Source organism: Streptomyces sp. NRRL F-5727 (assembly GCF_000719555.1).
Taxonomy (GTDB): domain Bacteria; phylum Actinomycetota; class Actinomycetes; order Streptomycetales; family Streptomycetaceae; genus Streptomyces.
The window spans coordinates 13,724-36,802 of the sequence record NZ_JOGX01000005.1 but is presented as its reverse complement, the minus strand read 5'-3'; the positions used below and the strand labels follow the sequence as shown (position 1 = coordinate 36,802).

The window sequence follows — 23,079 nt, the reverse complement described above, 5'->3', positions numbered from 1 at the left end:
ACAGAGTGTTCGTCAAGGTGTGCGGACTCGCCACGACCGCCGACATCGACGTGGCCGCCGAGGCGGGCTCGGACGCGGTCGGCCTGGTGATCAGCGGGACCAGTGTCCGGGGCCTCGACCGGGAGCGGGTGCCGGGGCTCGTCGCGCACGTCCCGGACGGCGTGGTGTCGGTGCTCGTCGTCAACGACACCCCGGCCGCCGAGGCCGCCCGGATCGCCGCCGACCTCGGCTTCGACGCGCTCCAGCTGCACGGACGGGCCTACGGCCGCGCCGAGTTCGAGGCCGCCGCCGCGGTCTTCCCGCACCTGTGGCGGGCGACCGCGCTCGCCGACGGGCCCGACACCCGGGTGGGCGCGCTGGGCGAGGAGATCCTACTGCTCGACTCCCCCAAGGCGGGATCCGGTTCACGCTGGGACCTCTCGCTCCTGGACACGGCCCGCCCCGAGGGCCATTGGCTCCTGGCCGGCGGCCTCGCCCCCGGGAACGTCGCCGAGGCCATCGCCACCGCCCGCCCGTGGGGCGTCGACGTCTCCAGCGGCGTCGAGTCGACCCCCGGCGTGAAGGACCACGACCTCGTCCGCGCCTTCGTCGCGGCGGCGAAGGCCGCGCCGCCCGCTCAACCCTCGGACGTCTCCGCACGTCAGTAGGGGTGAAGCACGACGCACTACCGAGAACGAGGGGACCCGTGATGGTGGAGGAACTGGCGGAGGCCGTGGTCAGGGCGGCCGGTGTGGCGGCGCGTGGCGTGGCCTCCCTGCTCACGATTCCGGAGACCTACTCGGCGGCGGCGGAGTTCGCCGCGGCGGAGGCCGATCGCCCGGACAGGCGCCGGGACGCCGGGAAGGCCGAGGACGGGCAGCAGGGCGAGAAGGCCCCCGAGGAGGGTTAGGCGGCGCCCCGGGGCGCGGTGGATCCCGGATCCAACATCCCGGACCCAATGTCCGGGATCCGATGTCCGGGATCCACCATCCCGGACCCTGGATCCGACCGCGCCCGCCCTCAGGACAGCAGCCCCGGCGTCGCCGCCCCCAGCACCCCCTCGACGCGCCCCCACGTCTCCTCGTCGCGGGCGACGGCCGGGAGGGTCTCGCCCGCTCCCGTGCCCCAGGCGGTCGCGAGGGTGACCGGGTCCTCGCCGGTGGCGGCGCCGGCGGCGAGGGCGGCCGCGCCGAGGGCGACGAGTTCGGTGGCGGCGGGGAGCACGAGGGGGCGGCCGGAGAGGCGGCGGACGGTCTCCGTCCAGGTGCGGCCGCGGGCGCCGCCGCCGATGAGGCGGAGCGGGCGGTCGCGTACGGCGGGGTCGGCGGGGTCGAGGCCGCAGGCGGTGAGGAGGCCGTCGAGGGCGCGGAGGAGGGTGAAGGCGGCGCCCTCGTAGGCGGCGCCGAGGACCGCGCGCGGGTCGGTGGTGTGGCGCAGGCCGGTGACGAGTCCGGAGGCGGCCGGGAGGTCGGGGGTGCGCTCGCCGTCCAGGTACGGCAGGACGACCGTCTCGCCGCCGGGCAGGGCGTCCTCGCGGTCGAGGCCGAGCAGCGCGGCGAACCGGTCGACGGCGAGCGTGCAGTTGAGGGTGCAGCCCAGAGGCAGGTACGTGCCGTCGGTGGCGGCGAAACCCGCGAGGGCCGGGTCGGCGGGGCGGGTGCGGGTGGCGGCGTAGACGGTGCCGGAGGTGCCGAGGCTGACCACGGGGTGGTCAAGGAGGCCGGCGGAGCCGAGGCCGAGGCCGACGGCGGCGGCCATGTTGTCGCCGGTGCCGGCGGCGACCGTGACCGTACGGGGCAGGCCGAGGGCCTCGGCGGCGGCCGCGGTGAGGGTGCCCGCGCGGGAGGCGCCGGTCGGGGCGACCGTCGGCAGCAGCGCGGGGTCCAGGCCGAGCAGGTCGAGGAGGGCGGGGTCGTAGGCGCCGTCGGCGGTGGAGTACCAGCACGTGCCGGAGGCGTCGCCGGGGTCGGTGAGGGCTTCGCCCGAGAGGCGTTCCGTGAGGAGGTCGTGCGGGAGGCGGACGGCCGCGGCGGCCTCGGCGTGGTGCGGTTCGTGCTCGCGGAGCCACTGCCACTTGGCGGCGGTCATGGAGGCGACGGGGACCGAGCCGGTGCGGTCGAGCCATGCCTTCGGGCCGCCGAGGCGGTCGGTGAGGGCGGCGGCCTGCGGGGCGGAGCGGGTGTCGTTCCAGAGCAGGGCGGGGCGCAGCGGCCGGTGGTCGGCGCCGAGCGCGACGAGGCCGTGCTGCTGGCCGGCCACGGCGAGTGCGGTGACGGCCTCCGGGGCGAGACCCGCTTCGCGTACGGCCGCGCGGACGGCGGTGACCAGGGCGGTCCACCACTGATCGGGGTCGCTCTCGCGGGCGCCGCCGGTGCCGGTGACGGTGTGCGGGGCGCGGCCGAGGCCGAGGACCTCGCCGGTGGCGGTGTCGACGGCGACGGCCTTCGTGGACTGCGTGGAGCTGTCCACGCCGATCACGACGGAGCGGCTGACGGGCACGCCCTCACCTCTCTTCTCTCATCTGGGTGGCTCATGGGGTCTGGCGCCGCCGGGCGTCGGTGGCGTATTAGTTATCTCAGAAAACAAATCCTCCCGCCAGGTCACCAGGAGAAGGAACCCACCATGACCGAGCGTTTCTCCCCCACCCCCGAGGACCGTTTCACCTTCGGCCTCTGGACCGTCGGCTGGCAGGGCCGCGACCCCTTCGGCGAGGCGACCCGCCCGGCCCTCGACCCGGTCGAGACGGTCGAGCGGCTGGCCGGGCTCGGGGCGTACGGCGTCACCTTCCACGACGACGACCTCATCCCCTTCGGCGCGCCGGAGGCGGAGCGCGAGGCCGTCGTGAAGCGGTTCCGGGACGCCCTCGACCGCACCGGCCTCCAGGTCCCCATGGCCACCACCAACCTCTTCGCCCACCCGGTCTTCAAGGACGGCGCCTTCACCGCCAACGACCGGGACGTCCGCCGCTTCGCCCTGCGCAAGACGATCCGCAACATCGACCTCGCCGTCGAGCTCGGCGCGCGGGTGTACGTCGCCTGGGGCGGCCGCGAGGGCGCCGAGTCCGGTGCGGCGAAGGACGTGCGGGTCGCCCTGGACCGGATGAAGGAGGCGTTCGACCTCCTCGGCCAGTACGTCACCGAGCAGGGGTACGACCTGCGGTTCGCGATCGAGCCGAAGCCGAACGAGCCGCGCGGCGACATCCTGCTGCCCACCATCGGCCACGCCCTCGCCTTCATCGAGCGCCTGGAGCGCCCCGAGCTGGTGGGCGTCAACCCGGAGACGGGCCACGAGCAGATGGCCGGGCTGAACTTCCCGCACGGCATCGCGCAGGCGCTGTGGGCGGGCAAGCTGTTCCACATCGACCTCAACGGCCAGTCCGGCATCAAGTACGACCAGGACTTCCGGTTCGGCGCCGGCGACCTGCGCCAGGCGTTCTGGCTGGTGGACCTGCTGGAGTCGGCCGGCTACACGGGCCCGCGCCACTTCGACTTCAAGCCGGTGCGCACGGACGGCTTCGACGGCGTCTGGGAGTCGGCGAAGAACTGCATGCGGAACTACCTGATCCTCAAGGAGCGGGCGGCGGAGTTCCGCGCCGACCCGGAGGTCGTCGAGGCCCTCGCCGCGTCCCGGCTCCCCGAGCTGGCGGTGCCCACCGCCGCCGAGGGCCTGGCCGAGCTGCTGGCCGACCCGACCGCGTACGAGACCTTCGACGCGGACGCGGCCGCGGCGCGCTCGATGGCCTTCGAGCGGCTGGACCAGCTGGCCCTGGAGCACCTGCTCGGCGTGCGGCGCTGAGCCCGGCCGCCCCCCGCGGCAGCGTCAGCGGGGGGTGAGGCTGGAGCGGCGGACGACCAGCTCCGGCTGGAGCACCACCTGCTGGTGCCGGTGGTCGGCCGCCGCCTCGCCGGTCTCCTCCAGGAGCAGTTCGGCGGCCCGGGCCCCCAGGGTCAGGGCCGGCTGGCGCACGGAGGTGAGCGGGACGGTGGCGGCCGCCGCGAACTCGATGTCGTCGTAGCCGACGATCGCCATCTCCTCCGGGACCCGCACCCCCGCCGCGTACAGCGCCTGGAGGACGCCGAGGGCCAGCAGGTCGTTGGCGCAGAAGACGGCGGTGGGGCGGTCGGCGAGGCCGAGCAGCCGGGAGCCGGCGTCCCGGCCCGAGGCCACGTCGAGCCGGTCCGCCGGGATCTCGCGGAGGGCCGCGGCGGGCAGTCCGGCCTCGGCGAGCGCCAGCAGCGCGCCCTCGCGGCGGTCCCGCACCTGCTGGAGGCGGTCGGGGCCGCTGACGTACGCGAAGGAGCGGTGGCCGGCGGCGGCGAGGTGGCGGATGGCGAGGGAGCCGCCGACGACGTCGTCGACGGAGACCGAGCAGCCGCCGCCGTCCCCGCCGACCCGGTCGACCAGGACGTACGGGATGCCGTGGCGGCGGAAGTCACGGAGGTTGGCGCCGCTGGGGTCGGCGGGGGTGACCAGGACGCCGCGCACCCGCTGCTCGGCGAAGAGCGAGAGGTAGTCGGCCTCGTCGCCGGGGTTCTGGTCGCTGTTGCAGACCATGACGCCCAGTCCGGCGGCGCGGGCGGTGCGTTCGGCGCCGCGGGCGATGTCGACGAAGAAGGGGTTGCCCATGTCGAGGACGAGCAGCGCCATGATCCGGCTGCGGCCGGCCCGGAGCTGGCGGGCGGACTCGCTGCGCACGTAGCCGAGCCGGTCGATGACCCGGCGGACGTGTTCGAGGGTGGCCGGGGAGACCCGCTCCGGCTGGTTGATCACGTTGGAGACGGTGCCGACGGAGACGCCGGCCTCCCGGGCCACGTCCTTGATCCCGACGGTACGGCCGCCGGCGCCGCGGTCCGCGCCGCTGCCGCCGCCGGACTCCCCGACGGTCCGCGCGGTGCCCGTCACCCGTTCCACCCGCATTCCACCTGGCCGTCCGTCCTGCCCGCCCCGCACGCCCGGGGTCGCCGCCACCTGTCGCATCCTATGCGGACCGTTCACGCGAGGTGGAAGACCTCGGTGAGGGGCCGCATCGCCTCGTCCGGCCGGCGGCCGTCCAGCTCCTCGAAGAAGCCGGCCATCTCGGCCTGCCAGCGGGCGTTCACCTCGGTGCCCTCCATGGCGGCCTTCGCCCGCTCGAAGTCCTCGGTCTCCAGATAGCCGACGAGGAGGCCGTCGTCGCGCAGGAAGAGCGAGTAGTTGCGCCAGCCGGTGGCGGTGAGCGCGTCGCGCATCTCCTGCCAGACCTCGGCGTGGCGCGCCCGGTACTCCTCCGCGCGCTCGGCGCGGACCTTCAGCAGGAAGCAGACCCTCTGCACAGACGGCTCCTCGGTGTCCGGACACTCGAATGAATCGATTCATCGTAGCGCCGGAAGGGGTCCGTGTCTCCGTCCGGACCACCCGGGGACACGCGTCGGCCCCGGAGCCGGGACGTGGTCCCGGGTCCGGGGCCGGTGCGGCGGGACGGGGCGCCCTCAGGCGGAGTCCCGGATCACCAGTTCCGTGGGGAGGATGACGGTCGCCGGGTCCTCGCCCGCTATCCGGGCGAGGAGGGTGCGCACCATCTCGGCGCTGATCCGGTCCCAGGGCTGCCGGATGGTGGTCAGCGGCGGCTGGGCGTCGTGCGCGGCCGGGGAGTCGTCGAAGCCGCCGACGGCGATGTCCTCGGGGACCCGCTTGCCGGCCCGGGCCAGGGCGTCGAGGACGCCCTGGGCCATCAGGTCGGAGGCGACGAACACGGCGTCGGTGTGGGGGGCCCGCTCCAGCAGGGTGCGGGCGGCCTCGGCGCCGCTGGCGCGGCTGTAGTCGCCGGTGACGATCAGGTCCTCGTCGGCGGGGAGCCCGCACTCGGCGAGCGTCTCGCGGTAGCCGGCGAGCCGCTCGACGCCGCCGGGGGTGTCGAGCGGGCCGGTGACCGTGGCGATCCGGCGCCGCCCGGTGGCGTACAGGTGCCGGACCATCTCGCGGGCGCCGTCGCGGTCGTCGGCGGCGACGTACCCGATGCGGGTGGTCTGGCCGAGCGGCTTGCCGCAGGCGACGACGGGCACGCCGGCCTCGTGCAGCCGGGCCACGACGGGGTCGCCGGAGTGGCTGGAGACGAGGAGGACGCCGTCGACGTGGCCGGCCTCGATGTAGCGGAGGTTGCGGCGGCGTTCGTCCTCGGTGCCGGCGATCATCAGGATCAGCGGGATGTCGCGGTCGGCGAGCGCCTGGGTGCAGGCGCGCAGGAGGACGTTGAAGTTGGGGTCCTCGAAGAACCGCTCCTGCGGCTCGGTCAGGAGGAAGGCGACGGAGTCGGACTTGCCGGTGATCAGCGAGCGGGCGTGCCGGTTGACGACGTAGCCCGTTCTTCGGATCGCGGCGTCGACGGCCGCCTTCGCCGCCGGGCTGACGTAGTGGCCGCCGTTGAGGACACGGGAGACGGTGCCGCGCGAGACGCCCGCCTCGCGGGCCACGTCGTGGATGGTGGCCGGGCGGCGCCTGCTCGCTGCTGTGCTCATGCTGTGTGTTTCCCCTCGTTCCCCTGTGCTCAGGACTTTACGGCGCCCGACAGCAGGTCGAGGCTCCAGAACCGCTGGATGACGAGGAAGAGGGCGATCAGCGGGACGATGGCGAGCAGCGCGCCGGTGATGACGAGGGTGTAGAGGGCGGGCTGGCTGGCGCCCTGCTTGAGGAGGGTGAACAGGCCGACGGTCATGGGGAACTTCTCGTCGTCGCCGAGCATGATGAACGGCAGCAGGAAGTTGTTCCAGATGGCGACGAACTGGAAGAGGAAGATCGTCACCAGGCCGGGGGCGAGCATCGGGACGGCGATCCGGGTGAAGATCCGCCACTCGCCCGCCCCGTCCATGCGGCCCGCCTCGACGAGTTCCGTCGGGATGGCGGCCTCGGCGTAGATGCGGCCGAGGTAGACGCCGTACGGGGAGAGGATCAGCGGCAGCAGCACGGAGACATGACTGTCCGTCAGATCGGCCTCGGCCATGAGCAGGTACTGCGGGATGGCGAGGATGACCGGGGGCATGAGGACGCCGGTGAGCATGACGTTGAAGAAGAGCTCGCGGCCGCGGAAGCGGTAGACGGCGAGGGCGTAGCCGGCGAAGGCGGAGACCACCGTCGACAGGACGGCGCCGAGGCCCGCGTAGAGGACGGAATTGCCCATCCAGCGCCAGTAGATGCCGTCGCGGTAGGCGGTGAGCTCGGTGAGGTTGTCGCCGAAGCCGCTGCCCGGGAGGAAGCTGAAGGTGGAGAAGAGCTCGTCGTCGGCCTTGGTGGCGGCGACGACGACCCAGGCGACCGGCAGCAGGCAGTAGACGGCGCCCAGGACGAGCGCGGCGGTGGGCAGCAGCGCGGTGCGGCGGGGGCGCGGGGGGCCCTGCGGGACGCCGGGGGTGGCGCCGGCGGCGGGGGCCGCCTTGCGGAGCGTCGGGGAGGCGAGCCCGGTCATCGGCTGGCTCCTTGCGTGGTGCGGCGGTTGGAGATCCTGAGGAGGGCGAAGGAGAGCACGAAGGTGGCCAGGGCGAGGACGACGGCCGTGGCGGAGGCCGCGTAGATGTTGCCGCCGGTGAACGCGTCGTTGAAGACCTTCATCAGGGGGCTCCAGGTGGAGGGGATGCCGTTGGTGAGCGGCCGGAGCGTGGTGGGCTCGTTGAACACCTGGAGGGTGGCGATGATCGAGAAGAAGAAGGTGAGGACCAGGGAGGGCGCCACCATCGGGATCTTGATGCGGAGCGCGATCTGGAGCTCGGAGCAGCCGTCGAGCTTGGCGGCCTCGAAGACCTCGGCGGGCAGGGAGCGCAGCGAGGTGTAGATGACGATCATGTTGAAGCCGGTGCCGCCCCAGACGGCGATGTTGGACATCGCCAGGTAGAGCGGGCCGCCGTCCATGAGGTCGGGCTGCGGGAGGCCGGCCTTCTCCAGGAGGTGGTGGAGGGGGCTGACGTCGGGGAGGTAGAGGAAGCCCCAGAGGACGGCGGCGATGACGCCGGGGACGGCGTACGGGAGGAAGATCGCGAGCCGGGCGAAGGAGCGGCCCCGGACGCGCTCGGAGTCGAGCAGCAGCGCGAAGAAGAGGGCGAGCCCGAGCATCACGGGGACGACGATGGCGCCGTAGCCGAGGACGCGCAGGGCGCTGGCGAGGAACTCGGAGTCGGTGAGGGCGGAGGCGTAGTTCTCCAGCCCGGCCCAGACCTCGGACTTGGCGCCCTTGCCGAGGCCGTTGCCCTTGATCTGGGTCTTGTGGACGCTGAGCCAGACCGCGTAGCCGATGGGCAGGGCGAAGAAGAGGGCGAAGAGGACGGCGGCGGGCAGGAGGAAGCCGTACGGGGCCGCCTTGACCCCGTACGACCGGCGCGCGCCCTTGCGGGGCTGTGTCACTTGGCGACCTCGAAGCCCTGCTTGGCGAGGTCGGCGACCGTGGTCTCCTGGAGCTTGGTGAGGGCGGCGTCGAAGGCGGTCTTCGTCTTGGCCTTGGCCGCCTTGCCGAACTCGTCCTTGAAGGCGGTGTAGGCGACGTTCACGTTGGGGCCCCAGGCGCCGGGGGCGGTGGTCTTCGCGATCTCGGCGGCCTTGGTGTAGAAGTCGGGCTGGTTCGCGAAGTAGTCGGGGGCCTTGGAGAGGGCGCCGCTGGTCTGGGCGGCGGTGGCGGCGGGGTAGATGCCGCTCTCCTTGACGAGGGCCGCCAGCGCCTCGGGGTCGGTGTTCAGCCAGGTGGCGAACCGGGCGGCGGCCGCCTTGTGCTTCGAGTCGGTGGTGACGGCGGTGGAGGAGCCGCCCCAGCTGCCGGTGGCGTTCTCGCCCTTGCTCCACTGCGGGAGGGGGGCCATGGCCCACTTGCCCTTGGTGGCGGGGGCGGCGGTGCCGAGGGTGCCGGGGGCCCAGACGGCGGAGACCCAGGCGATCTGCTCGCCGGTGTTGAGGGCGTTGTTCCAGGCGGGGGTGTACATCGGCTGGTTGTCGATGGCGCCCTCCTGGACGAGGCCGCCCCAGAAGTCGGTGACCTTCTTGGTGGCGGCGTCGTCGATGCCGACCTTCCAGGCGTCGCCCTCGAAGGTCCACCACGTGGCGCCGGCCTGCTGGGCGAGGCCGGCGAAGAGGCCGGAGTCGTTGGCGGAGAAGGTGGTGAGGGCCTTCTTCGGGTCCTTCTTCTTCAGCGCGCGGGCGGTCTCGGCGAACTCGTCCCAGGTGGTGGGGACGGTGAGGCCGTACTGCTTGAAGAGGTCCTCGCGGTAGAAGAACATCAGCGGGCCGGAGTCCTGCGGCAGGGCGTAGACGGCGTCGCCGCCGAAGGTGGTCTGCTGCCAGATGCCGGGGGCGAACTGCTTCTCGACGCCCTTGACCTCGCCGGCTATGTCGGCGAGGGCGTCGTTGCTGACCAGGGTCGGCAGGGCCTGGTACTCGGCCTGGACCAGGTCCGGGCCCTTGTGCGCCTTCGCCGCCGTGATGATCTTGGTGACCAGGTCGTCGCCGGACGCCTGCTTCTGCACCGTGACCTGGATGTCGGGGTGCTTGGCGTTCCAGAGGGCGGCGACCTTGTCCATGCCGGGCGCCCAGGCCCAGTAGGTGAGCTTGACGGGGCCGGACTCGGCGCCCGCCTTGTCGCCGGAGTCGGAGGATCCACAGGCGGTGAGCGCGGTGGCGCCGAGGAGGACGGCGGTGGCGGCGGCGAGGCTGCGGCGCGTGATCTGGGGCATGGGTTGGGTTCTCCCTGACCGAAAGGGGCCTCTCCATCGGACGGAGGGGCCGACCATGCATCTGTGAGCGTTCACAGTAGAGAAACGTTCCGGACACTTGTCAATGGTTGTTCCTGTGCGGTTATGTTGCGTTGCCCCTTCGAAATCTGATGTGTGTACGTTCACAGCTACGGCAACCGAACACCCCCTTCCGTTCCACAGGTGCTCAGGAGAGACTCATGCCAGCCACGACCCCCAAGGGCCTGACCCGGCTCGCGTTCGGCGGGGACTACAACCCCGAACAATGGCCGGAAAGCGTCTGGCAGGAGGACGTACGGCTGATGCGGGAGGCCGGCGTCACCATGGTGAGCGTCGGGATCTTCTCCTGGGCGCTCCTGGAGCCCGAGCAAGGCCGGTACGACTTCGGCTGGCTCGACCGGGTCCTCGACCTGCTGCACGCGCACGGCATCCGGGTCGACCTCGGCACCCCCACGGTGGCCCCGCCCGCCTGGTTCTACCGCGCGCACCCCGAGGCGCTGCCGGTCACCGCCGACGGCGTCCGCCACACCTACGGCTCGCGCGGGGCGATCTGCCACAGCTCCCCCGCCTACCGCGAGGCCGCCGCCCGGATCACCACCGAGCTGGCCCGCCGGTACGCCGGCCACCCCGCGCTCGCCCTGTGGCACGTCCACAACGAGTACGGCGTCCCCGTCAGCGCCTGCTACTGCGACGGCTGCGCCGCGCACTTCCGGCGCTGGCTCGACGGCACGTACGGCTCCGTGGAGGCCGTGAACGAGGCGTGGGGCACGGCGTTCTGGGGCCAGCGGTACGGCACGTACGAGGAGATCCTGCCGCCCCGCACCACCCCCACCGTCGGCAACCCGGCCCAGCAGCTCGACTACCGCCGCTTCGCCGACGCCACCATCCGCGAGAACTTCCGGACGGAACGGGACATCCTGCACGAGCTGTCCCCGGGCGTCCCGGTCACCACCAACTTCATGACGGCCCTCAGCCAGTGCGACTCGATCGACTACTGGGCCTGGGGCCGCGAGGTGGACCTCGTCACCAACGACCACTACCTGATCACCGACGGCCGGCGCACCCACGTCAACCTCGCCATGGCCGCCGACCTCACCCGCTCCGTCGCCGGCGGCGCGCCCTGGCTGCTCCTGGAGCACTCCACCTCGGGCGTGAACTGGCAGCCCCGCAACCCGGCCAAGCGGCCCGGCGAGATGGCCCGCAACTCCCTCGCCCACGTCGCCCGCGGCTCCGAGGGCGCCATGTTCTTCCAGTGGCGGCAGTCGCGGCGCGGCGCGGAGAAGTTCCACTCGGCGATGGTGCCGCACGGCGGCACCGACACCCGGATCTGGCGCGAGGTCGTCGAGCTCGGCGCCGGGCTCGGCGCCCTGGAGGAGGTCCGGGGCAGCCGGACCGTCCCGGACGTGGCCATGCTGTGGGACTGGCAGTCCTGGTGGGCGCAGAAGCTGGAGTGGCGGCCGAACGAGGCGCACGACGCCCGCGAGCGCGCCGACAGCTTCTACGAGACCCTCTACGACCGGCACCTCACGGTGGACTTCGCCCACCCCGAGGCCGACCTGTCCGCCTACCCGCTGGTCGTCGTCCCCGCGCTGTACCTGATGACCGAGGCCGCCGGGCAGAACCTGCGGGAGTACGTCGAGAACGGCGGCACCCTCGTCGTCTCGTACTTCTCCGGCATCGTCGACGAGCACGACGCCGTCCACCCCGGCGCCTACCCGGGCGCCCTGCGGGACGTCCTCGGCCTCACCGTCGACGAGTGGTCGCCGCTCCTGGACCACCAGCGGGTCGGCCTCGCCGGCCCCGGCGGGGCCGCGCTCACCGGCGACGTGTGGACCGAGTTCGTCCGGCCGCGCGGCGCCGAGACCGTCTGGACGTACGCGGACGGCCCCGCCGCCGGCGGCCCCGCCGTCACCCGGCACCGGCTGGGCCGGGGCACCGCCTGGTACGTCTCCACCCGCCTCGACGCGGCCTCGCTGGACGCGATCGTCGCGGCGGCGGCGGAGGACGCGGGCATCCCGAGCCGCCCCGGGATCCCGCACGACGTCGAGGTCGTCCGCCGGGCCGGCGCCCACGGCCATTACGTCTTCGTGCTCAACCACACGGAGGCGGAGACGAAGGTGCCGCTGGACGGCCCCGGCACGGAGCTCCTCACCGGCGACGCGGCGAGCGGCACGCTCACCGTCCCGGCGGGCGGCGTCCGGGTCGTCCGCCTGGACGGCTGAGGACTGAGGGCTGACGGCTGACGGCTGACGGCTCGACGCCCGCGCCGGCGGGGGGGCACGCCACCCGCGCTCCCGCCTCCGCCGCTCCTCCCCCGGCCGCGTCACGCGGCCGGGGCCCCCGATCTCCCCGGGGGCGGCCCGCACCCGCTGCGCCGCCCCCGGGTGAGCCGTACCACCCCGATCCCCCTCCCCGAGGAACAGCGCCACCGCACCACCACTCCCCCATCCGTCACCGTCGAAAGGGACATCGGCGATGCGTATCACCAGAGGCCGTCTGCGGCTTCGTTCCGCCGCTCTCGCCACCGCGCTCGGCGCGGGGCTGTTGCTCGGCCCGCTGCCCGCGCAGCAGGCCGTGGCCGCGAGCACGCTCACCAACACCGGCTTCGAGGCCGACGGGACCGGCACGGCGACGCCGTCGGGCTGGTCCACGTACTCCGCCGCCGGACAGAACGCCGCCTCGTTCACCGAGGCGGGCGGCCGCAGCGGCGGCTACCGGCTGTCGCACTGGTCGTCCTCCGCCTACAGGGTCGAGACGTACCAGTACCTCAGCGGGCTCACCGACGGCACGTACACGCTGAGCGCCTGGGTGCGTTCCGGCGGCGGCCAGAACGCCGCGTACCTCGCCCTGCGCAACTGCGGGTCCGCCGAGCAGCGCACCGACCTGCCGGTGACCACCAGCTCCTGGATACGGGTCGTGACCTCGGTCCGGGTGGTCGGCGGCGGCTGCACCGTCAGCATCAACTCCGACGCCAACGCGGGCAACTGGCTCAACGTGGACGACCTGACCTTCACCCCGGGCTCCACCGGGCTCAGCGTGAAGGGCGTGGACCTGTCCGCGCTGAAGAAGAACGAGGACTTCGGCGCCACGTACAAGAACGCCTCGGGGACGACCGGCGACCCGGTCGCGCTCCTCAAGGGCGCGGGCGCCAACTACGGCCGGCTGAAGGTGTGGGTGAACCCGGCCGACGGCTACAACACCAAGGCCCAGGTCCTCGCCACCGCGAAGCGCATCAAGGCGCAGGGCATGAAGCTGCTCGTCGACTTCCACTACTCGGACATCTGGGCCGACCCGGGCGCCCAGTCCAAGCCGGCGGCGTGGGCCGGGCACTCGTACGCGCAGCTGAAGACGGACGTGTACAACCACACGTACGACGTCCTCAACGCGCTGAAGGCGCAGGGCACCACGGCCGACATGGTGCAGATCGGCAACGAGATCAACACCGGCATGCTGTGGCCCGAGGGGTCGACGTCCAACTGGACGCAGCTCGCGGGGCTCCTCAACTCCGGGATCTCGGCGGCGAAGGCCGTCTCGTCGTCGACGCAGATCGCGCTGCACCTCGCCAACGGCGGCGACAACGCGCTGTACCGGAACTGGTTCGACAACGCCAGGGCGCAGGGCGTGAGTTACGACGTGATCGCGCTGTCGTTCTACGGCTACTGGCACGGGGCGCTGTCCTCGCTCCAGGCCAACCTGGACGACATCTCGGCCCGTTACGGCAAGAAGGTGATGGTCGCGGAGACGGCGTACCCCTTCCGGCTGGACAGCAAGGACGCGCACGAGAACATCATCGACCTGTCCTCGGAGCTGGTCTCCGGCTACCCGGCCTCCTCGGCGGGCCAGTCGGCGTGGCTGCGTGACGTGATGAACGTGGTGGAGGCCGTCCCGGGCGGTCGCGGCCTCGGCGTCGTCTACTGGGAGCCGGCCTGGACGGCGGTGACCGGCAACGGCTGGGACCCGACGGACCCGTCGTCGGGCAACGCCTGGGAGAACCAGGCCCTGTTCGGCTACGACAACAGGCTGCTGCCGGCGGCGGGCTGGTTCGCCCACCGGTAGACCCGACCCGTCCTGAAGGGCCGGACTCCTCGACGGAGTCCGGCCCTTCGTCCGTGTGCTACCACTCCGCCGGCGAACCGTCGTCGCGGCGCCAGACCGGGTTGCGCCAGCGGTGGCCGGTCTCGGCGGCCCGTTCCACGGCCTTCGCGTCGACCTCGATGCCGAGGCCGGGCGCGGTGGGCAGGGCCACGTGCCCGTCCTCGTACCGGAAGACCGAGGGGTCCACCAGGTAGTCGAGGAGGTCGGAGCCGGTGTTGTAGTGGATGCCGAGGCTCTGCTCCTGGATGAGCAGGTTGGGGGTGGCGAATCCGACCTGGAGGCAGGAGGCGAGCGCGATGGGGCCGAGGGGGCAGTGCGGGGCGAGGGAGACGTCGTACGCCTCCGCCATGGCGGCGATCCGGCGGGTCTCGGAGATGCCGCCGGCGTGCGAGAGGTCCGGCTGGGCGACGGCGATGCCCTGGCCGAGGACCTTCTTGAAGTCCCAGCGGGAGTAGAGGCGTTCGCCGGTGGCGATGGGGATCGAGGTGGAGCGGACGACCTCGCCGATGTGGTCGCTCAGCTCGGGGACGACCGGCTCCTCCACGAAGAGGGGCAGGTACGGCTCCAGGAGCGGCAGGACCCGGCGGGCCATGGGGAGGGTGAGGCGGCCGTGGAAGTCGACGGCGATGTCGAACGCGTCGCCGACGGCCTCGCGGAGGGAGGCGACCCGGTCGACGATGGCCTGGGTGGCGGCCGGGGTGTCGATGAGCCGCAGCTGGGCGGAGGCGTTCATCTTGACGGCGGTGAAGCCCTCGGCCTTGCGGGCCAGGGCCTCGCTCGCCACCTCGTCGGGGCGGTCGCCGCCGATCCAGCTGTAGACGCGGACGCGGTCGCGGACGTGGCCGCCGAGGAGTTCCCAGACGGGGACGCCGAGGGCCTTTCCCTTGATGTCCCACAGGGCCTGGTCGATGCCGGCGACGGCGCTGGAGAGGACGGGGCCGCCCCGGTAGAAGCCGCCCTTGGTGAGGACCTGCCAGTGGTCCTCGATCCGCATCGGGTCCTGCCCGATCAGGTAGTCGGAGAGTTCGTCGACGGCGGCGGCGACGGTATGGGCGCGGCCCTCGACGACGGGTTCGCCCCAGCCGGTGATCCCCTCGTCGGTGTCGATCCGCAGGAAGCACCAGCGGGGGGCGACGAGGTAGGTCTTCAGAGAGGTGATCTTCACTGGTGGTCCTTCACTGGTGGTCCTTCACGTGGTCCTTCACGTGGTCCTTCACGTGGTCCTTCACTTGGAGTCCTTCTTGACGGTCCAGCCGCCGTCGACGACGAGGTTGGTGCCGGTGATGTAGGCGGCGTCGGCCGAGGCGAGGAAGGCGACGGCGGACGCGACCTCCTCGGGGCGCCCGAGGCGGGCGAGGGCGGTGGCGTCGGCGGAGAGGCGGCGGCCCTCCTCGTCGACGTCGTTCCAGACGTCGGTGAGGATCGGGCCGGGCAGCACGGAGTTGAAGCGCACGTCGGGGCCGTACTCGACGGCGAACTGGCGGATCAGGGCGCACATGCCGCCCTTGGAGGCCGCGTAGGCGGGGTAGCCGGGGAGGCCGAAGTCGGCGTGGACGCTGGAGGTGGCGACCAGGCTGCCGCCCTCGGCGCGCAGGTCGTCGAGGAAGGTGCGGGCGGCGAGGTAGAGGGCGCGCAGGTTGACGGCGAGTTCGCGGTCCCAGGAGTCGACGGGGAGTTCGTGGGCGGCGGCCGGGGTGTGGGTGAAGGCGTTGCTGTGGAGGATGGAGACGGGGCCGAAGCGGTCGTGGGTCTCCGCGCGCAGCGCGGCCCAGTCGGCTTCGGAGGAGACGTCGCAGCGGATGTAGGCGGCGCGGCCGCCCTCCTCGCGGATGCGGGCGGCGACGGCCTCGCCGGCGTCCGCGGCGATGTCGGCGACGACGACGGCGGCGCCTTCGCGGGCGAGCCGGGCGGCGCTGGCCGCGCCGATTCCGGAGGCGGCGCCGGTGACGACGGCGGTCTGCCCGGAGAAACGGTTCATGGGAGGGGCTTTCTGGGACAGCGGGTCAGCGGGTGATGTCCTGGGCGGCCAGCAGGCCGAGTTCGGTGCGGTGCGGGATGCCCTCCCAGTCGCCGGGGACGGAGACGGCGAAGGCTCCGCAGAGGGCGGCGAGCCGGAGGCGTTCGGGCACCGGGGAGCCGTCCAGGAGGGCGGCGAGGTAGCCGGAGACGAAGGCGTCGCCGGCGCCGACGGGGTCGACGGCGGTGACGGGGACGGCGGGCCGGATGTGGGCCGCGCCGCCGGTGACGGTGAGGGCGCCGTCGGGGCCGAGCTTGAGGACGGCCTCGGCGGGGCCGAGCCGGGTGAGGGCGCGGGCCATCTCCTCGGGTTCGCCGTCGGGGACGAAGAGGGTGGCCTCCTCGGGACCGGCGAAGACCAGGTCGGTGTACGGGAGGAGGCGGCCGAGCACCTCGGCGGCCTCGGCGCGGCTCCACAGGCGCTCGCGGTGGTTGACGTCGAGGGAGACGGTGACGCCGGCGGCCCGGGCGAGGGTCACCGCGTGCTCGACGGCGGCGCGGGCGGTGGCGCTCAGCGCCGGGGTGATGCCGGTGACGTGGAGGATCCGGGCGCCGGTGATCCGGTCCTCGTCGAGGTCGGCGGGGGCGAGCCGGGAGCCGGCGAGGCCGGCCCGGTAGTAGGAGACGCGGAGCCGGTCGGCGGTCCTGCGCTCGCGGAGCATCAGCCCGGTGGGGGCGTCGGGGTCGGTGCGGGCGCCGGTGACGTCGACGCCCTCGGCGCGCAGTCCGGCGAGGATCATCGCGCCGGCGGCGTCGTCGCCGACCCGGCCGGTCCAGGCGGCGGCGTGGCCGAGCCTGCTGACGCCGACGGCGACGGTGGCCTCGGCGCCGGCCCAGCCGAGCCGCATCGGGGCACCGGCGGCGAACGGTCCGGGGGTGGTGGCGGCGGCGACGGCCATGGCCTCGCCGAGGGTCACCAGGGCCGGTGCGGGGGCGGCGACGGGTCCACGCGCGCGTGCGGGGTGCGTCATCGGAGCCGTATCCCGTCGAGGAAGGCCGCCGCCCGCTCGGTCAGGGCCGTGAGGGAGCCGCCCTCGCAGGCGTCGCCGAGGAGCGGGCCGCCGACGCCGAGGGCGGTGGCGCCGGCGGCGAGGTAGGCCGGGGCGTCGGCGGCGGAGATGCCGCCGGTGGGGACGAGCGGCACGTCGGGGAGCGGGGCACGGACGGCCTTGAGGTGGTCGAGGCCGCCGGTGGCGGCGGGGAAGAGCTTGACCATGGTCGCGCCGGCCCGCCAGGCGGTGAGGATCTCGGTCGGGGTGTACGCCCCCGGCAGCACCGGTACGTCGAGGCGGACGGCCTCGGCGATGACGTCGGTGCAGGTGGTGGGGGTGATGAGGTAGGTGGCGCCGGCCTCGACGGCGGCCTGGGCCTCGGCCGGGGTGGTGACGGTGCCGGCGCCGAGGGCGAGCCCGGGCGGGGCGTCGGCGGCGTACTCGCGGAGCGCGTCGAGCACGCCGGGGGTGGTGAGGGTGAACTCGGCGGCGCGGACGCCGGAGGCGAGGAGGGTGTCGGTGACCTCGGCGAAGCGGGCGGCGGAGGTGGAGCGGAGGATGGCGATGACGGGGGCGGCGGCCAGGGCGGCGCGCAGCCCCTCGTACGGGCTGGTCATGGTGGGTTCCTGAAGGTGGGTCAGTGGTGGTCCGCGTAGGGGGTGGCGGGCAGGCCCGTGACGCCCGGGCGGCAGACGAAGAGGCGGCCGGCGTCGGGTTCGGCGCGGCGGCGGCCCTCGGGGAGGCTGTGGGTGGCGGTGGTGATGACGAGGACGTCGAGGTCGGGTCCCGCGAAGGCGCAGCTGGTGACGTGCGAGGCGGGCAGGGCCACGCGCGCGTGGAGGACGCCGCCGGGGGTGAACGCGAGGACTTCGCCGCCGCCCCAGACGGCGACCCAGACGTTGCCCTCGGCGTCGACGGTGAGGCCGTCGGGGTAGCCGCGGTCGAGGACGGCGAAGGGGCGGCGGCCGGAGAGGGCGCCGGTGGCGGGGTCGTAGTCGAAGACGTCGACGCGGCGGGTGGGGCTGTCGGCGTAGTAGAGGAGGGTGCCGTCGGGGCTCCAGCCGAGGCCGTTGGAGATGGAGACGGGCTCGACGAGGGTGGTGAGCCGGCCGGCGTCGAGGCGGTAGAGGGCGCCGCCGCCGGGCCGTTCGTCGAAGGCCATGGTGCCGCCGAGGAGGCGGCCCGCGGGGTCGACGGAGGCGTCGTTCATGCGGCGGGGCACGCCGTCACCGGGGAGGTCGGGTGCGGCGAGCACGACGGCCTCGGCCGGGGGCCGGCCGTGCTCCAGGCGGACGAAGGCGGTGCCGGTGGCGGCGAGGAGGGCCCCGGAGGCGCAGGGGACGGCCGCGCCCACGGGGCTGTCGAAGCGGAGGGCGGCGGTCGGCACCAGGTCGGTGCGGCCGTCCTCGCGGGTGAGGGCGGCACGGTGGACCAGGCCCTCGGTGATGTCCACCCAGAGGAGTTCCTGCCGGGCGGTGTCCCAGACGGGCCCTTCGGGCAGGCGGCCGGGTGCGGGGGCGCAGGGCACGGCGCTGAGCTGGAGCATCGCTTGTCCTCCTGGGTGGCGGCAGAGGGGTGCCGGGGTGGCGAGAGAAAAACTACGGGTTCGTCTAACGGTTGTAAATACGCCGGAGCGCTCTTCTTCCAACCCTTCGAATAAGATCCTGGTCGACGACCGCGCACCGCCCGCCGACGGAGGCGGCAGAGATGACGCGCACCGCCCGCCGACGGAGGCAGCAGAGATGATCAGGCGCACCTCGCAGGACATTCGCCGCCTCAACCGCTTCGAGGTGCTGCGCCGGGTCTACGCGGGCCCGGGCGCGATGAGCCGGCAGGACATCGCCGCCGCCACGGGGCTCTCCTTCGCCACGGTCGCCAACCTCACCGCCGAACTCCTGGAGGCCGGCGTCCTCGTCGAGGCCGGCCACGAGGAGTCGGGCGGCGGACGGCCGCGCGCCCGGCTGGCCGTGAACGCCGTGCGGGGGGCGCTGATCGGCGTCGACATCGCCGAGACCTCGGTCCACGCGGAGCTGTTCGACCTGGCCCTGACGGTCCGGCACTCCGTCGAGCGGCCGCTGCCGCCGGGGGACGTACGGCCGGCCGACGTGGTCGACACCCTCGCCGGGGCCGTGGAGGAACTGCTCGCCGTCTCCGGGACCGACCGGTCGCGGGTCCTCGGCGCGGGGGTGAGCGTGCCGGGCATGGTCGAGCGCGAGGGCGGGGTGTCGTCCTTCTCGCCGTACTGGTCCTGGCACGAGGTGCCGCTGCGGGCGCTGCTCGACGAGCGGCTCGGGCTGCCGTTGTGGCTGGACAACCCGCTGCGGGCCAGCACGGTCGCGGAGATGTGGTTCGGCGCGGGCCGCGAGGTGGACGACCTGGTGGTGCTGACGCTCCGGGCCGGCGTCGGCGCGGGCATCGCGGTCGGCGGGCAGCTGTACCGGGGTTTCACCAACAGCGCGGGCGAGTGGGGCCACACCTGCCTCGCCCTCGACGGGCGGCTGTGCACCTGCGGCAACCGGGGCTGCGTGGAGGCGTACGTGTCGCTGCGCGGGATCGCCGAGACCTGGCGCGAACTCGCCCCGGACGACGAGCGGGCGGGCGGCCCGGACGACGCGGCGACGGTCGCGGCGCTGGCCCGCGCGGTGGACGCGCGGGAGCCGGCGGCCCTGACGGCCGTCGACCGCACCGCGCGCTATCTCGGCGCCGCCGTCGCCAACCTGGTGAACCTGGTCAACCCGCAGGTCGTGGTGGTCGGCAACCAGGTCGTGGACCTGCTCGGGGAGCGGCTGCTCCCGGCCGTGTACGAGGCGGTCGGCCGGCACGCGCTGGCCCTGCCGCACCGGGCGGCGACCCTCCGGCGCAGCGCCGTCCCGCACAACGCGGTGACGCGCGGCGCGGCGACCTTCGCCCTGGAGGGCTTCCTCGACGACCGGGAGGTCTTCGGCCCGGTCAGCCGCATGCGCAAGGCCGCGAAGGGCGGCGGAGCCACCGGTGCGTGACCGGACCGACGGGGCGGACCGGGCCGCACGGCCCGGAGTGGGGCCGGGGGCTGCGGGCCGGGACGCGGCCTCCGCGGCCCGGCGCGAGCCCGGGCGTGCGAGCGCGCCGGACCGGGCCGCGGTGATCGGGGGCGTGGCGTCAGCGGACCGGGCCGCGGTGGCCGAGGCGGGCGGAGAGTTCGCCGGCGCCGCGCACGGCGAGTTCGGTCAGTTCGTTCTCGCGGGCCTCGTTCCAGCGGATGACCGGGACGGAGACGGAGAGCGCGGCGACCACCCGCCCCGAGCGGTCGCGGACCGGCGCCGCCACGCAGGAGACGTCCGGGTTGGACTCGCGCTGCTCGACGGCGACGCCGAGGATGGCGATCTCGGCCAGCGCGGCCCGCAGCACGTCCGGGTCGGTGATGCTCTGCGGCGTCATAGCGGTCAGCTCGCGCCCGTCGAGGAGTTCGTCGAGCTCGTCGGCCGGGAGCATGGCGAGCAGCATCTTGCCGACCGCCGTGCAGTGGGCGGGGAGCCGCCGGCCGGCCGCCGACACCATGCGGACGGCGTGGGTGGAGTCCACCTTGGCGACGTAGATGACGTCGGCGTCCTCCAGGAGCGCGACATGGACGGTCTCGCCGCAGGTGTCGGCGATCTCGCGGGCGACCTCACGGCCCTCCGCGGCCAGGTCGAGCTGTTCGGCGTACCGGCTGCCGAGCTGGTACGTGCGCACCCCGAGCCGGTAGCGGCCGGGCTGTTCCGGCACCGGGACGAGGTAGTTGCGGGCGGCGAGCGTGGAGACCAGCTCGTGGGTGGTGGTGCGGGGCAGCTGGAGCCGGCGGGTGATCTCGGGGGCGGAGAGCGTACCGTCGCCCTGGAGGAAGAGCTCCAGAATGTCGAATGCCCTGGTCACTGCGGGTACGAGTCGTCCCATGCCCCCCACCTCACCCTCACGCTGTTCGATATGCCGTACCACGACCGAAATCGCGGACAGAGACTAGCCCCGGACCGGGGGTTGGGCAACGGCCCCTCCCCCGGAGCTCTCCCTTGACGCCTCTCGACGCCGCTGCCTACGGTCGCGCCACCTCGCCGTACCCCGTCCGGAATGACGAACACCCTGGAGCCTCCACCGTGCGCATCACGGGAATCACCACTCATGTCGTCGGCACGCCCTGGCGGAATCTCACCTATGTGCTGGTCCACACCGACGAGGGGCTGACCGGGGTCGGCGAGACCCGGATGCTCGGTCACACCGACGCCCTGCTCGGCTATCTGCGCGAGGCGGAGGCGAACCACATCGCGGGCTCGGACCCGTTCGCCGTCGAGGACCTGGTCCGCCGCATGAAGTACGGGGACTTCGGGCGGGCGGGCGAGATCGTCATGTCGGGGATCGCGGTGGTCGAGACGGCCTGCTGGGACATCAAGGGCAAGGCGCTCGGGGTGCCGGTCTGGCAGCTCCTCGGCGGACGGGTGACGGACCGGGTGCCGGCGTACGCGAACGGCTGGTACACCACCGAGCGCACCCCGGAGGCGTACCACGCGGCGGCCCGCGAGGTCGTCGCGCGCGGCTACCGGGCCCTGAAGATCGACCCGTTCGGCGCGGGGCGGCTCGAACTCGACCCGGCGGCCTCGCGGTACGCGGTCTCCCTCATCGAGGCGGTCCGGGACGCGATCGGGCCGGACACCGAGCTGATGGTGGAGATGCACGGCCGCTTCTCCCCCGCCACGGCCGTCCGGCTGGCCCGCGAACTCGCCCCGTTCCGGCCGGCGTGGCTGGAGGAGCCGGTGCCGCCGGAGAACCTGAAGGCGCTGGCGAAGGTGGCGGAGAAGACCGAACTGCCGATCGCCACCGGCGAGCGGATCCACGACCGGATCGAGTTCCGCGAGCTCTTCGAGTCGCAGGCCGCCGACATCATCCAGCCCGACGTGGGCCACATCGGCGGCATCCTGGAGGCCCGCAAACTGGCGGCGACCGCCGAGACCCACTACGTGACCGTGGCCCCGCACAACGTCGGCGGTTCGGTCCTCACCGCCGCCTCCCTCCAACTCGCGGCCTGCACGCCCAACTTCAAGGTTCTGGAGCACTTCAACGACTTCGCCGACGCGGAGATCAAGAAGGTGGTGCGCGGGGCCCCCGAGATCGACCCGGAGACCGGCTGCTTCCCCGTCTCGCACGCCCCCGGCCTCGGCGTCGAGCTGGACGTGGACGCGGCCGCCGAATTCCCGCAGCAGCGCGCCCGGTTCGACCTGTGGGCCGAGGGCTGGGAGCGGAGGCGGCCGAGGTGACGGACCGGCCCGACCGCGCGGTCCTGGTCGAACGGCCGGGCGTCCACCGGCTGGTGGTGCGCCCGCGGCCCTCGCCGGGGCCGGGCGAGGTCCTGGTGCGGGTCTTCGCCGCGGGGATCTGCCTCAGCGACCGGGAGGTGTACGAGGGGCGGCGGGCGCCCGGCTTCGTGCGGTACCCGGTGGTGCCGGGGCACGAGTGGTCCGGCACCGTCGAGGCGGTCGGCGCCGGGGTGGACCGGAACCTGGTCGGCCGGCCCTGTGTCGCCGAGGGCTTCCGCTGCTGCGGGAGGTGCGGGCGGTGCCGGGACGGCGAGACGAGCCTGTGCACCGCCGGGTACGCGGAGACCGGCTTCACCGAGCCGGGCGCCTTCGCCGACCGGCTCGTGGTGCCCGCCCGGCTGCTGCACCTGCTGCCCGAGCGCGCGGACCTGCGGGCCGCCGCGCTGCTCGAACCGGCGGCCGTGGTCGCGGCGGCGGTCCGGGCCGGGCGCCCGCGCCCGGGAGAGCGGACGGCGGTGGTCGGCGCGGGCACCCTCGGGCTGCTCGCCACGCAGTGGCTCGCCGCCTCCTCCCCCGCCGCGCTCACCGTGATCGACCCGCGCGCGGCCCGGGCGGAGCGGGCCCGCGACTTCGGCGCGACCCGCGTCCTGGACCCGGCGGCCGCCACGGCCGCGCACGGGGAGTTCGACCTGGTGGTGGAGACCGCAGGGGCTCCCACCACGGCGGCCTCGGCCTGTCTGCTGGCCCGCCGGGGCGGCCGGGTGGTACTCACGGGCATGTTCGCGGAGGGCGCCACGGGCATCGACCCGGTGCACCTCTCGCTGAACCAGCTGGAGCTGCGGAGCGTCTTCGGCGCCCCCTCGGCCGCCTGGGCGGACGCGGTGCGGGCCTTCGCGACCGGACTGCTCGATCCGGCGCCGCTCGTCACCCACGAGTTCCCGCTCGACCGCTTCGCCGAGGCGCTCGCCCTGGTCGGCGGCGGCGACCCGAGGGTCGGCAAGGTCCTGCTGAGGCCCTGAGCCCCCGCCGTAC

The 23,079-nt window shown here is 73.8% G+C and carries 21 protein-coding genes; 8 read left to right on the top strand and 13 right to left on the bottom strand.

Features of this window, described 5'->3' with window-relative positions:
- Positions 1-5: 5 nt before the first annotated feature.
- Positions 6-647: a phosphoribosylanthranilate isomerase gene (locus tag IF73_RS0105600; RefSeq protein ID WP_031004075.1), complete on the top strand. Its 642-nt coding sequence runs from the start codon at positions 6-8 to the stop codon at positions 645-647.
- A gap of 41 nt (positions 648-688) precedes the next feature.
- On the top strand, positions 689-889 hold the full coding sequence (locus tag IF73_RS0105595) for a hypothetical protein (RefSeq protein WP_158821924.1): 201 nt from the start codon (positions 689-691) through the stop codon (positions 887-889).
- A 110-nt stretch (positions 890-999) separates the two neighbouring features.
- On the opposite strand, the gene xylB is transcribed toward IF73_RS0105595, so the two are convergent.
- Positions 1,000-2,478, bottom strand: a complete 1,479-nt coding sequence (gene xylB / locus IF73_RS0105590; RefSeq protein ID WP_031004071.1) for a xylulokinase — start codon at positions 2,476-2,478, stop codon at positions 1,000-1,002.
- 123 nt (positions 2,479-2,601) lie between these two features.
- Between xylB and xylA the strand changes: the two genes are divergently transcribed.
- Positions 2,602-3,774 carry a xylose isomerase gene (xylA, locus tag IF73_RS0105585; RefSeq protein WP_031004069.1) on the top strand — a complete coding sequence of 391 codons (1,173 nt, stop codon included), beginning with the start codon at positions 2,602-2,604 and terminating at the stop codon, positions 3,772-3,774.
- A gap of 24 nt (positions 3,775-3,798) precedes the next feature.
- Here the strand turns inward: xylA and IF73_RS0105580 are convergent, their stop codons facing one another.
- The 6 genes from IF73_RS0105580 to IF73_RS0105555 form a co-directional block, all read right to left on the bottom strand.
- Positions 3,799-4,800, bottom strand: coding sequence for a LacI family DNA-binding transcriptional regulator (locus IF73_RS0105580; RefSeq protein ID WP_031004068.1), 1,002 nt, complete (start codon positions 4,798-4,800; stop codon positions 3,799-3,801).
- A 170-nt stretch (positions 4,801-4,970) separates the two neighbouring features.
- Entirely contained in the window at positions 4,971-5,291 is a 321-nt protein-coding gene (locus IF73_RS0105575) for an L-rhamnose mutarotase (RefSeq protein WP_031004066.1), read from the bottom strand.
- A gap of 156 nt (positions 5,292-5,447) precedes the next feature.
- Entirely contained in the window at positions 5,448-6,473 is a 1,026-nt protein-coding gene (locus tag IF73_RS0105570) for a LacI family DNA-binding transcriptional regulator (RefSeq protein ID WP_031004064.1), read from the bottom strand.
- A 29-nt stretch (positions 6,474-6,502) separates the two neighbouring features.
- A complete protein-coding gene (locus IF73_RS0105565; protein WP_031004062.1) occupies positions 6,503-7,417 on the bottom strand; it encodes a carbohydrate ABC transporter permease in 915 nt (304 codons plus the stop codon).
- Positions 7,414-8,346 (bottom strand): carbohydrate ABC transporter permease, encoded by a 933-nt coding sequence (locus IF73_RS0105560; RefSeq protein WP_031004059.1) that lies wholly within the window; start codon positions 8,344-8,346, stop codon positions 7,414-7,416. The genes IF73_RS0105565 and IF73_RS0105560 overlap by 4 nt, the downstream gene beginning before the upstream one ends.
- Positions 8,343-9,662, bottom strand: a complete 1,320-nt coding sequence (locus tag IF73_RS0105555; protein ID WP_031004057.1) for an ABC transporter substrate-binding protein — start codon at positions 9,660-9,662, stop codon at positions 8,343-8,345. The genes IF73_RS0105560 and IF73_RS0105555 overlap by 4 nt, the downstream gene beginning before the upstream one ends.
- A 218-nt stretch (positions 9,663-9,880) precedes the next feature.
- Here IF73_RS0105555 and IF73_RS0105550 point away from each other — a divergent pair, with 218 nt between their 5' ends.
- Together IF73_RS0105550 and IF73_RS0105545 are read left to right on the top strand one after the other, a co-directional pair.
- A complete protein-coding gene (locus IF73_RS0105550; RefSeq protein ID WP_031004055.1) occupies positions 9,881-11,902 on the top strand; it encodes a beta-galactosidase in 2,022 nt (673 codons plus the stop codon).
- Between the two features lie 253 nt (positions 11,903-12,155).
- A complete protein-coding gene (locus tag IF73_RS0105545) occupies positions 12,156-13,736 on the top strand; it encodes a glycoside hydrolase family 53 protein (protein ID WP_031004052.1) in 1,581 nt (526 codons plus the stop codon).
- 58 nt (positions 13,737-13,794) lie between these two features.
- On the opposite strand, the gene dgoD is transcribed toward IF73_RS0105545, so the two are convergent.
- The 5 genes from dgoD to IF73_RS0105520 are packed head-to-tail and all read right to left on the bottom strand — an operon-like array spanning position 13,795 to position 18,329.
- The gene (dgoD, locus tag IF73_RS0105540) at positions 13,795-14,940 is read right to left on the bottom strand and encodes a galactonate dehydratase (RefSeq protein ID WP_031004051.1); all 1,146 of its coding nucleotides are present in this window, start codon (positions 14,938-14,940) and stop codon (positions 13,795-13,797) included.
- Between the two features lie 60 nt (positions 14,941-15,000).
- On the bottom strand, positions 15,001-15,753 hold the full coding sequence (locus tag IF73_RS0105535; protein ID WP_031004049.1) for an SDR family NAD(P)-dependent oxidoreductase: 753 nt from the start codon (positions 15,751-15,753) through the stop codon (positions 15,001-15,003).
- A 25-nt stretch (positions 15,754-15,778) separates the two neighbouring features.
- Positions 15,779-16,762 carry a sugar kinase gene (locus IF73_RS0105530; protein ID WP_051716555.1) on the bottom strand — a complete coding sequence of 328 codons (984 nt, stop codon included), beginning with the start codon at positions 16,760-16,762 and terminating at the stop codon, positions 15,779-15,781.
- Positions 16,759-17,400, bottom strand: coding sequence for a bifunctional 4-hydroxy-2-oxoglutarate aldolase/2-dehydro-3-deoxy-phosphogluconate aldolase (locus IF73_RS0105525; protein ID WP_031004045.1), 642 nt, complete (start codon positions 17,398-17,400; stop codon positions 16,759-16,761). The genes IF73_RS0105530 and IF73_RS0105525 overlap by 4 nt, the downstream gene beginning before the upstream one ends.
- 20 nt (positions 17,401-17,420) lie before the next feature.
- A complete protein-coding gene (locus tag IF73_RS0105520) occupies positions 17,421-18,329 on the bottom strand; it encodes an SMP-30/gluconolactonase/LRE family protein (RefSeq protein ID WP_031004043.1) in 909 nt (302 codons plus the stop codon).
- 196 nt (positions 18,330-18,525) lie between these two features.
- Here IF73_RS0105520 and IF73_RS0105515 point away from each other — a divergent pair, with 196 nt between their 5' ends.
- The gene (locus tag IF73_RS0105515; protein ID WP_031004041.1) at positions 18,526-19,782 is read left to right on the top strand and encodes an ROK family protein; all 1,257 of its coding nucleotides are present in this window, start codon (positions 18,526-18,528) and stop codon (positions 19,780-19,782) included.
- A 139-nt stretch (positions 19,783-19,921) separates the two neighbouring features.
- Here IF73_RS0105515 and IF73_RS0105510 read toward each other — a convergent pair whose 3' ends face one another.
- A complete protein-coding gene (locus IF73_RS0105510) occupies positions 19,922-20,695 on the bottom strand; it encodes an IclR family transcriptional regulator (RefSeq protein WP_031004040.1) in 774 nt (257 codons plus the stop codon).
- A gap of 197 nt (positions 20,696-20,892) precedes the next feature.
- Between IF73_RS0105510 and IF73_RS0105505 the strand changes: the two genes are divergently transcribed.
- Both IF73_RS0105505 and IF73_RS0105500 read left to right on the top strand, forming a co-directional pair.
- A complete protein-coding gene (locus IF73_RS0105505) occupies positions 20,893-22,047 on the top strand; it encodes a mandelate racemase/muconate lactonizing enzyme family protein (protein ID WP_031004038.1) in 1,155 nt (384 codons plus the stop codon).
- Positions 22,044-23,066, top strand: coding sequence for a zinc-dependent alcohol dehydrogenase (locus IF73_RS0105500; protein WP_031004036.1), 1,023 nt, complete (start codon positions 22,044-22,046; stop codon positions 23,064-23,066). Before IF73_RS0105505 ends, IF73_RS0105500 begins: the two co-directional genes overlap by 4 nt.
- Positions 23,067-23,079: the final 13 nt, after the last annotated feature.

Coding starts and splice junctions, on each gene's coding strand:
- IF73_RS0105565 (WP_031004062.1), bottom strand. CDS start 7,417: ATGACCGGGCTCGCCTCCCCGACGCTCCGCAAGGCGGCCCCCGCCGCC.
- IF73_RS0105545 (WP_031004052.1), top strand. CDS start 12,156: ATGCGTATCACCAGAGGCCGTCTGCGGCTTCGTTCCGCCGCTCTCGCC.
- IF73_RS0105550 (WP_031004055.1), top strand. CDS start 9,881: ATGCCAGCCACGACCCCCAAGGGCCTGACCCGGCTCGCGTTCGGCGGG.
- IF73_RS0105535 (WP_031004049.1), bottom strand. CDS start 15,753: ATGAACCGTTTCTCCGGGCAGACCGCCGTCGTCACCGGCGCCGCCTCC.
- IF73_RS0105525 (WP_031004045.1), bottom strand. CDS start 17,400: ATGACCAGCCCGTACGAGGGGCTGCGCGCCGCCCTGGCCGCCGCCCCC.
- IF73_RS0105530 (WP_051716555.1), bottom strand. CDS start 16,762: ATGACGCACCCCGCACGCGCGCGTGGACCCGTCGCCGCCCCCGCACCG.
- IF73_RS0105555 (WP_031004057.1), bottom strand. CDS start 9,662: ATGCCCCAGATCACGCGCCGCAGCCTCGCCGCCGCCACCGCCGTCCTC.
- IF73_RS0105570 (WP_031004064.1), bottom strand. CDS start 6,473: ATGAGCACAGCAGCGAGCAGGCGCCGCCCGGCCACCATCCACGACGTG.
- IF73_RS0105520 (WP_031004043.1), bottom strand. CDS start 18,329: ATGCTCCAGCTCAGCGCCGTGCCCTGCGCCCCCGCACCCGGCCGCCTG.
- IF73_RS0105510 (WP_031004040.1), bottom strand. CDS start 20,695: ATGGGACGACTCGTACCCGCAGTGACCAGGGCATTCGACATTCTGGAG.
- xylA (WP_031004069.1), top strand. CDS start 2,602: ATGACCGAGCGTTTCTCCCCCACCCCCGAGGACCGTTTCACCTTCGGC.
- IF73_RS0105515 (WP_031004041.1), top strand. CDS start 18,526: ATGATCAGGCGCACCTCGCAGGACATTCGCCGCCTCAACCGCTTCGAG.
- IF73_RS0105595 (WP_158821924.1), top strand. CDS start 689: ATGGTGGAGGAACTGGCGGAGGCCGTGGTCAGGGCGGCCGGTGTGGCG.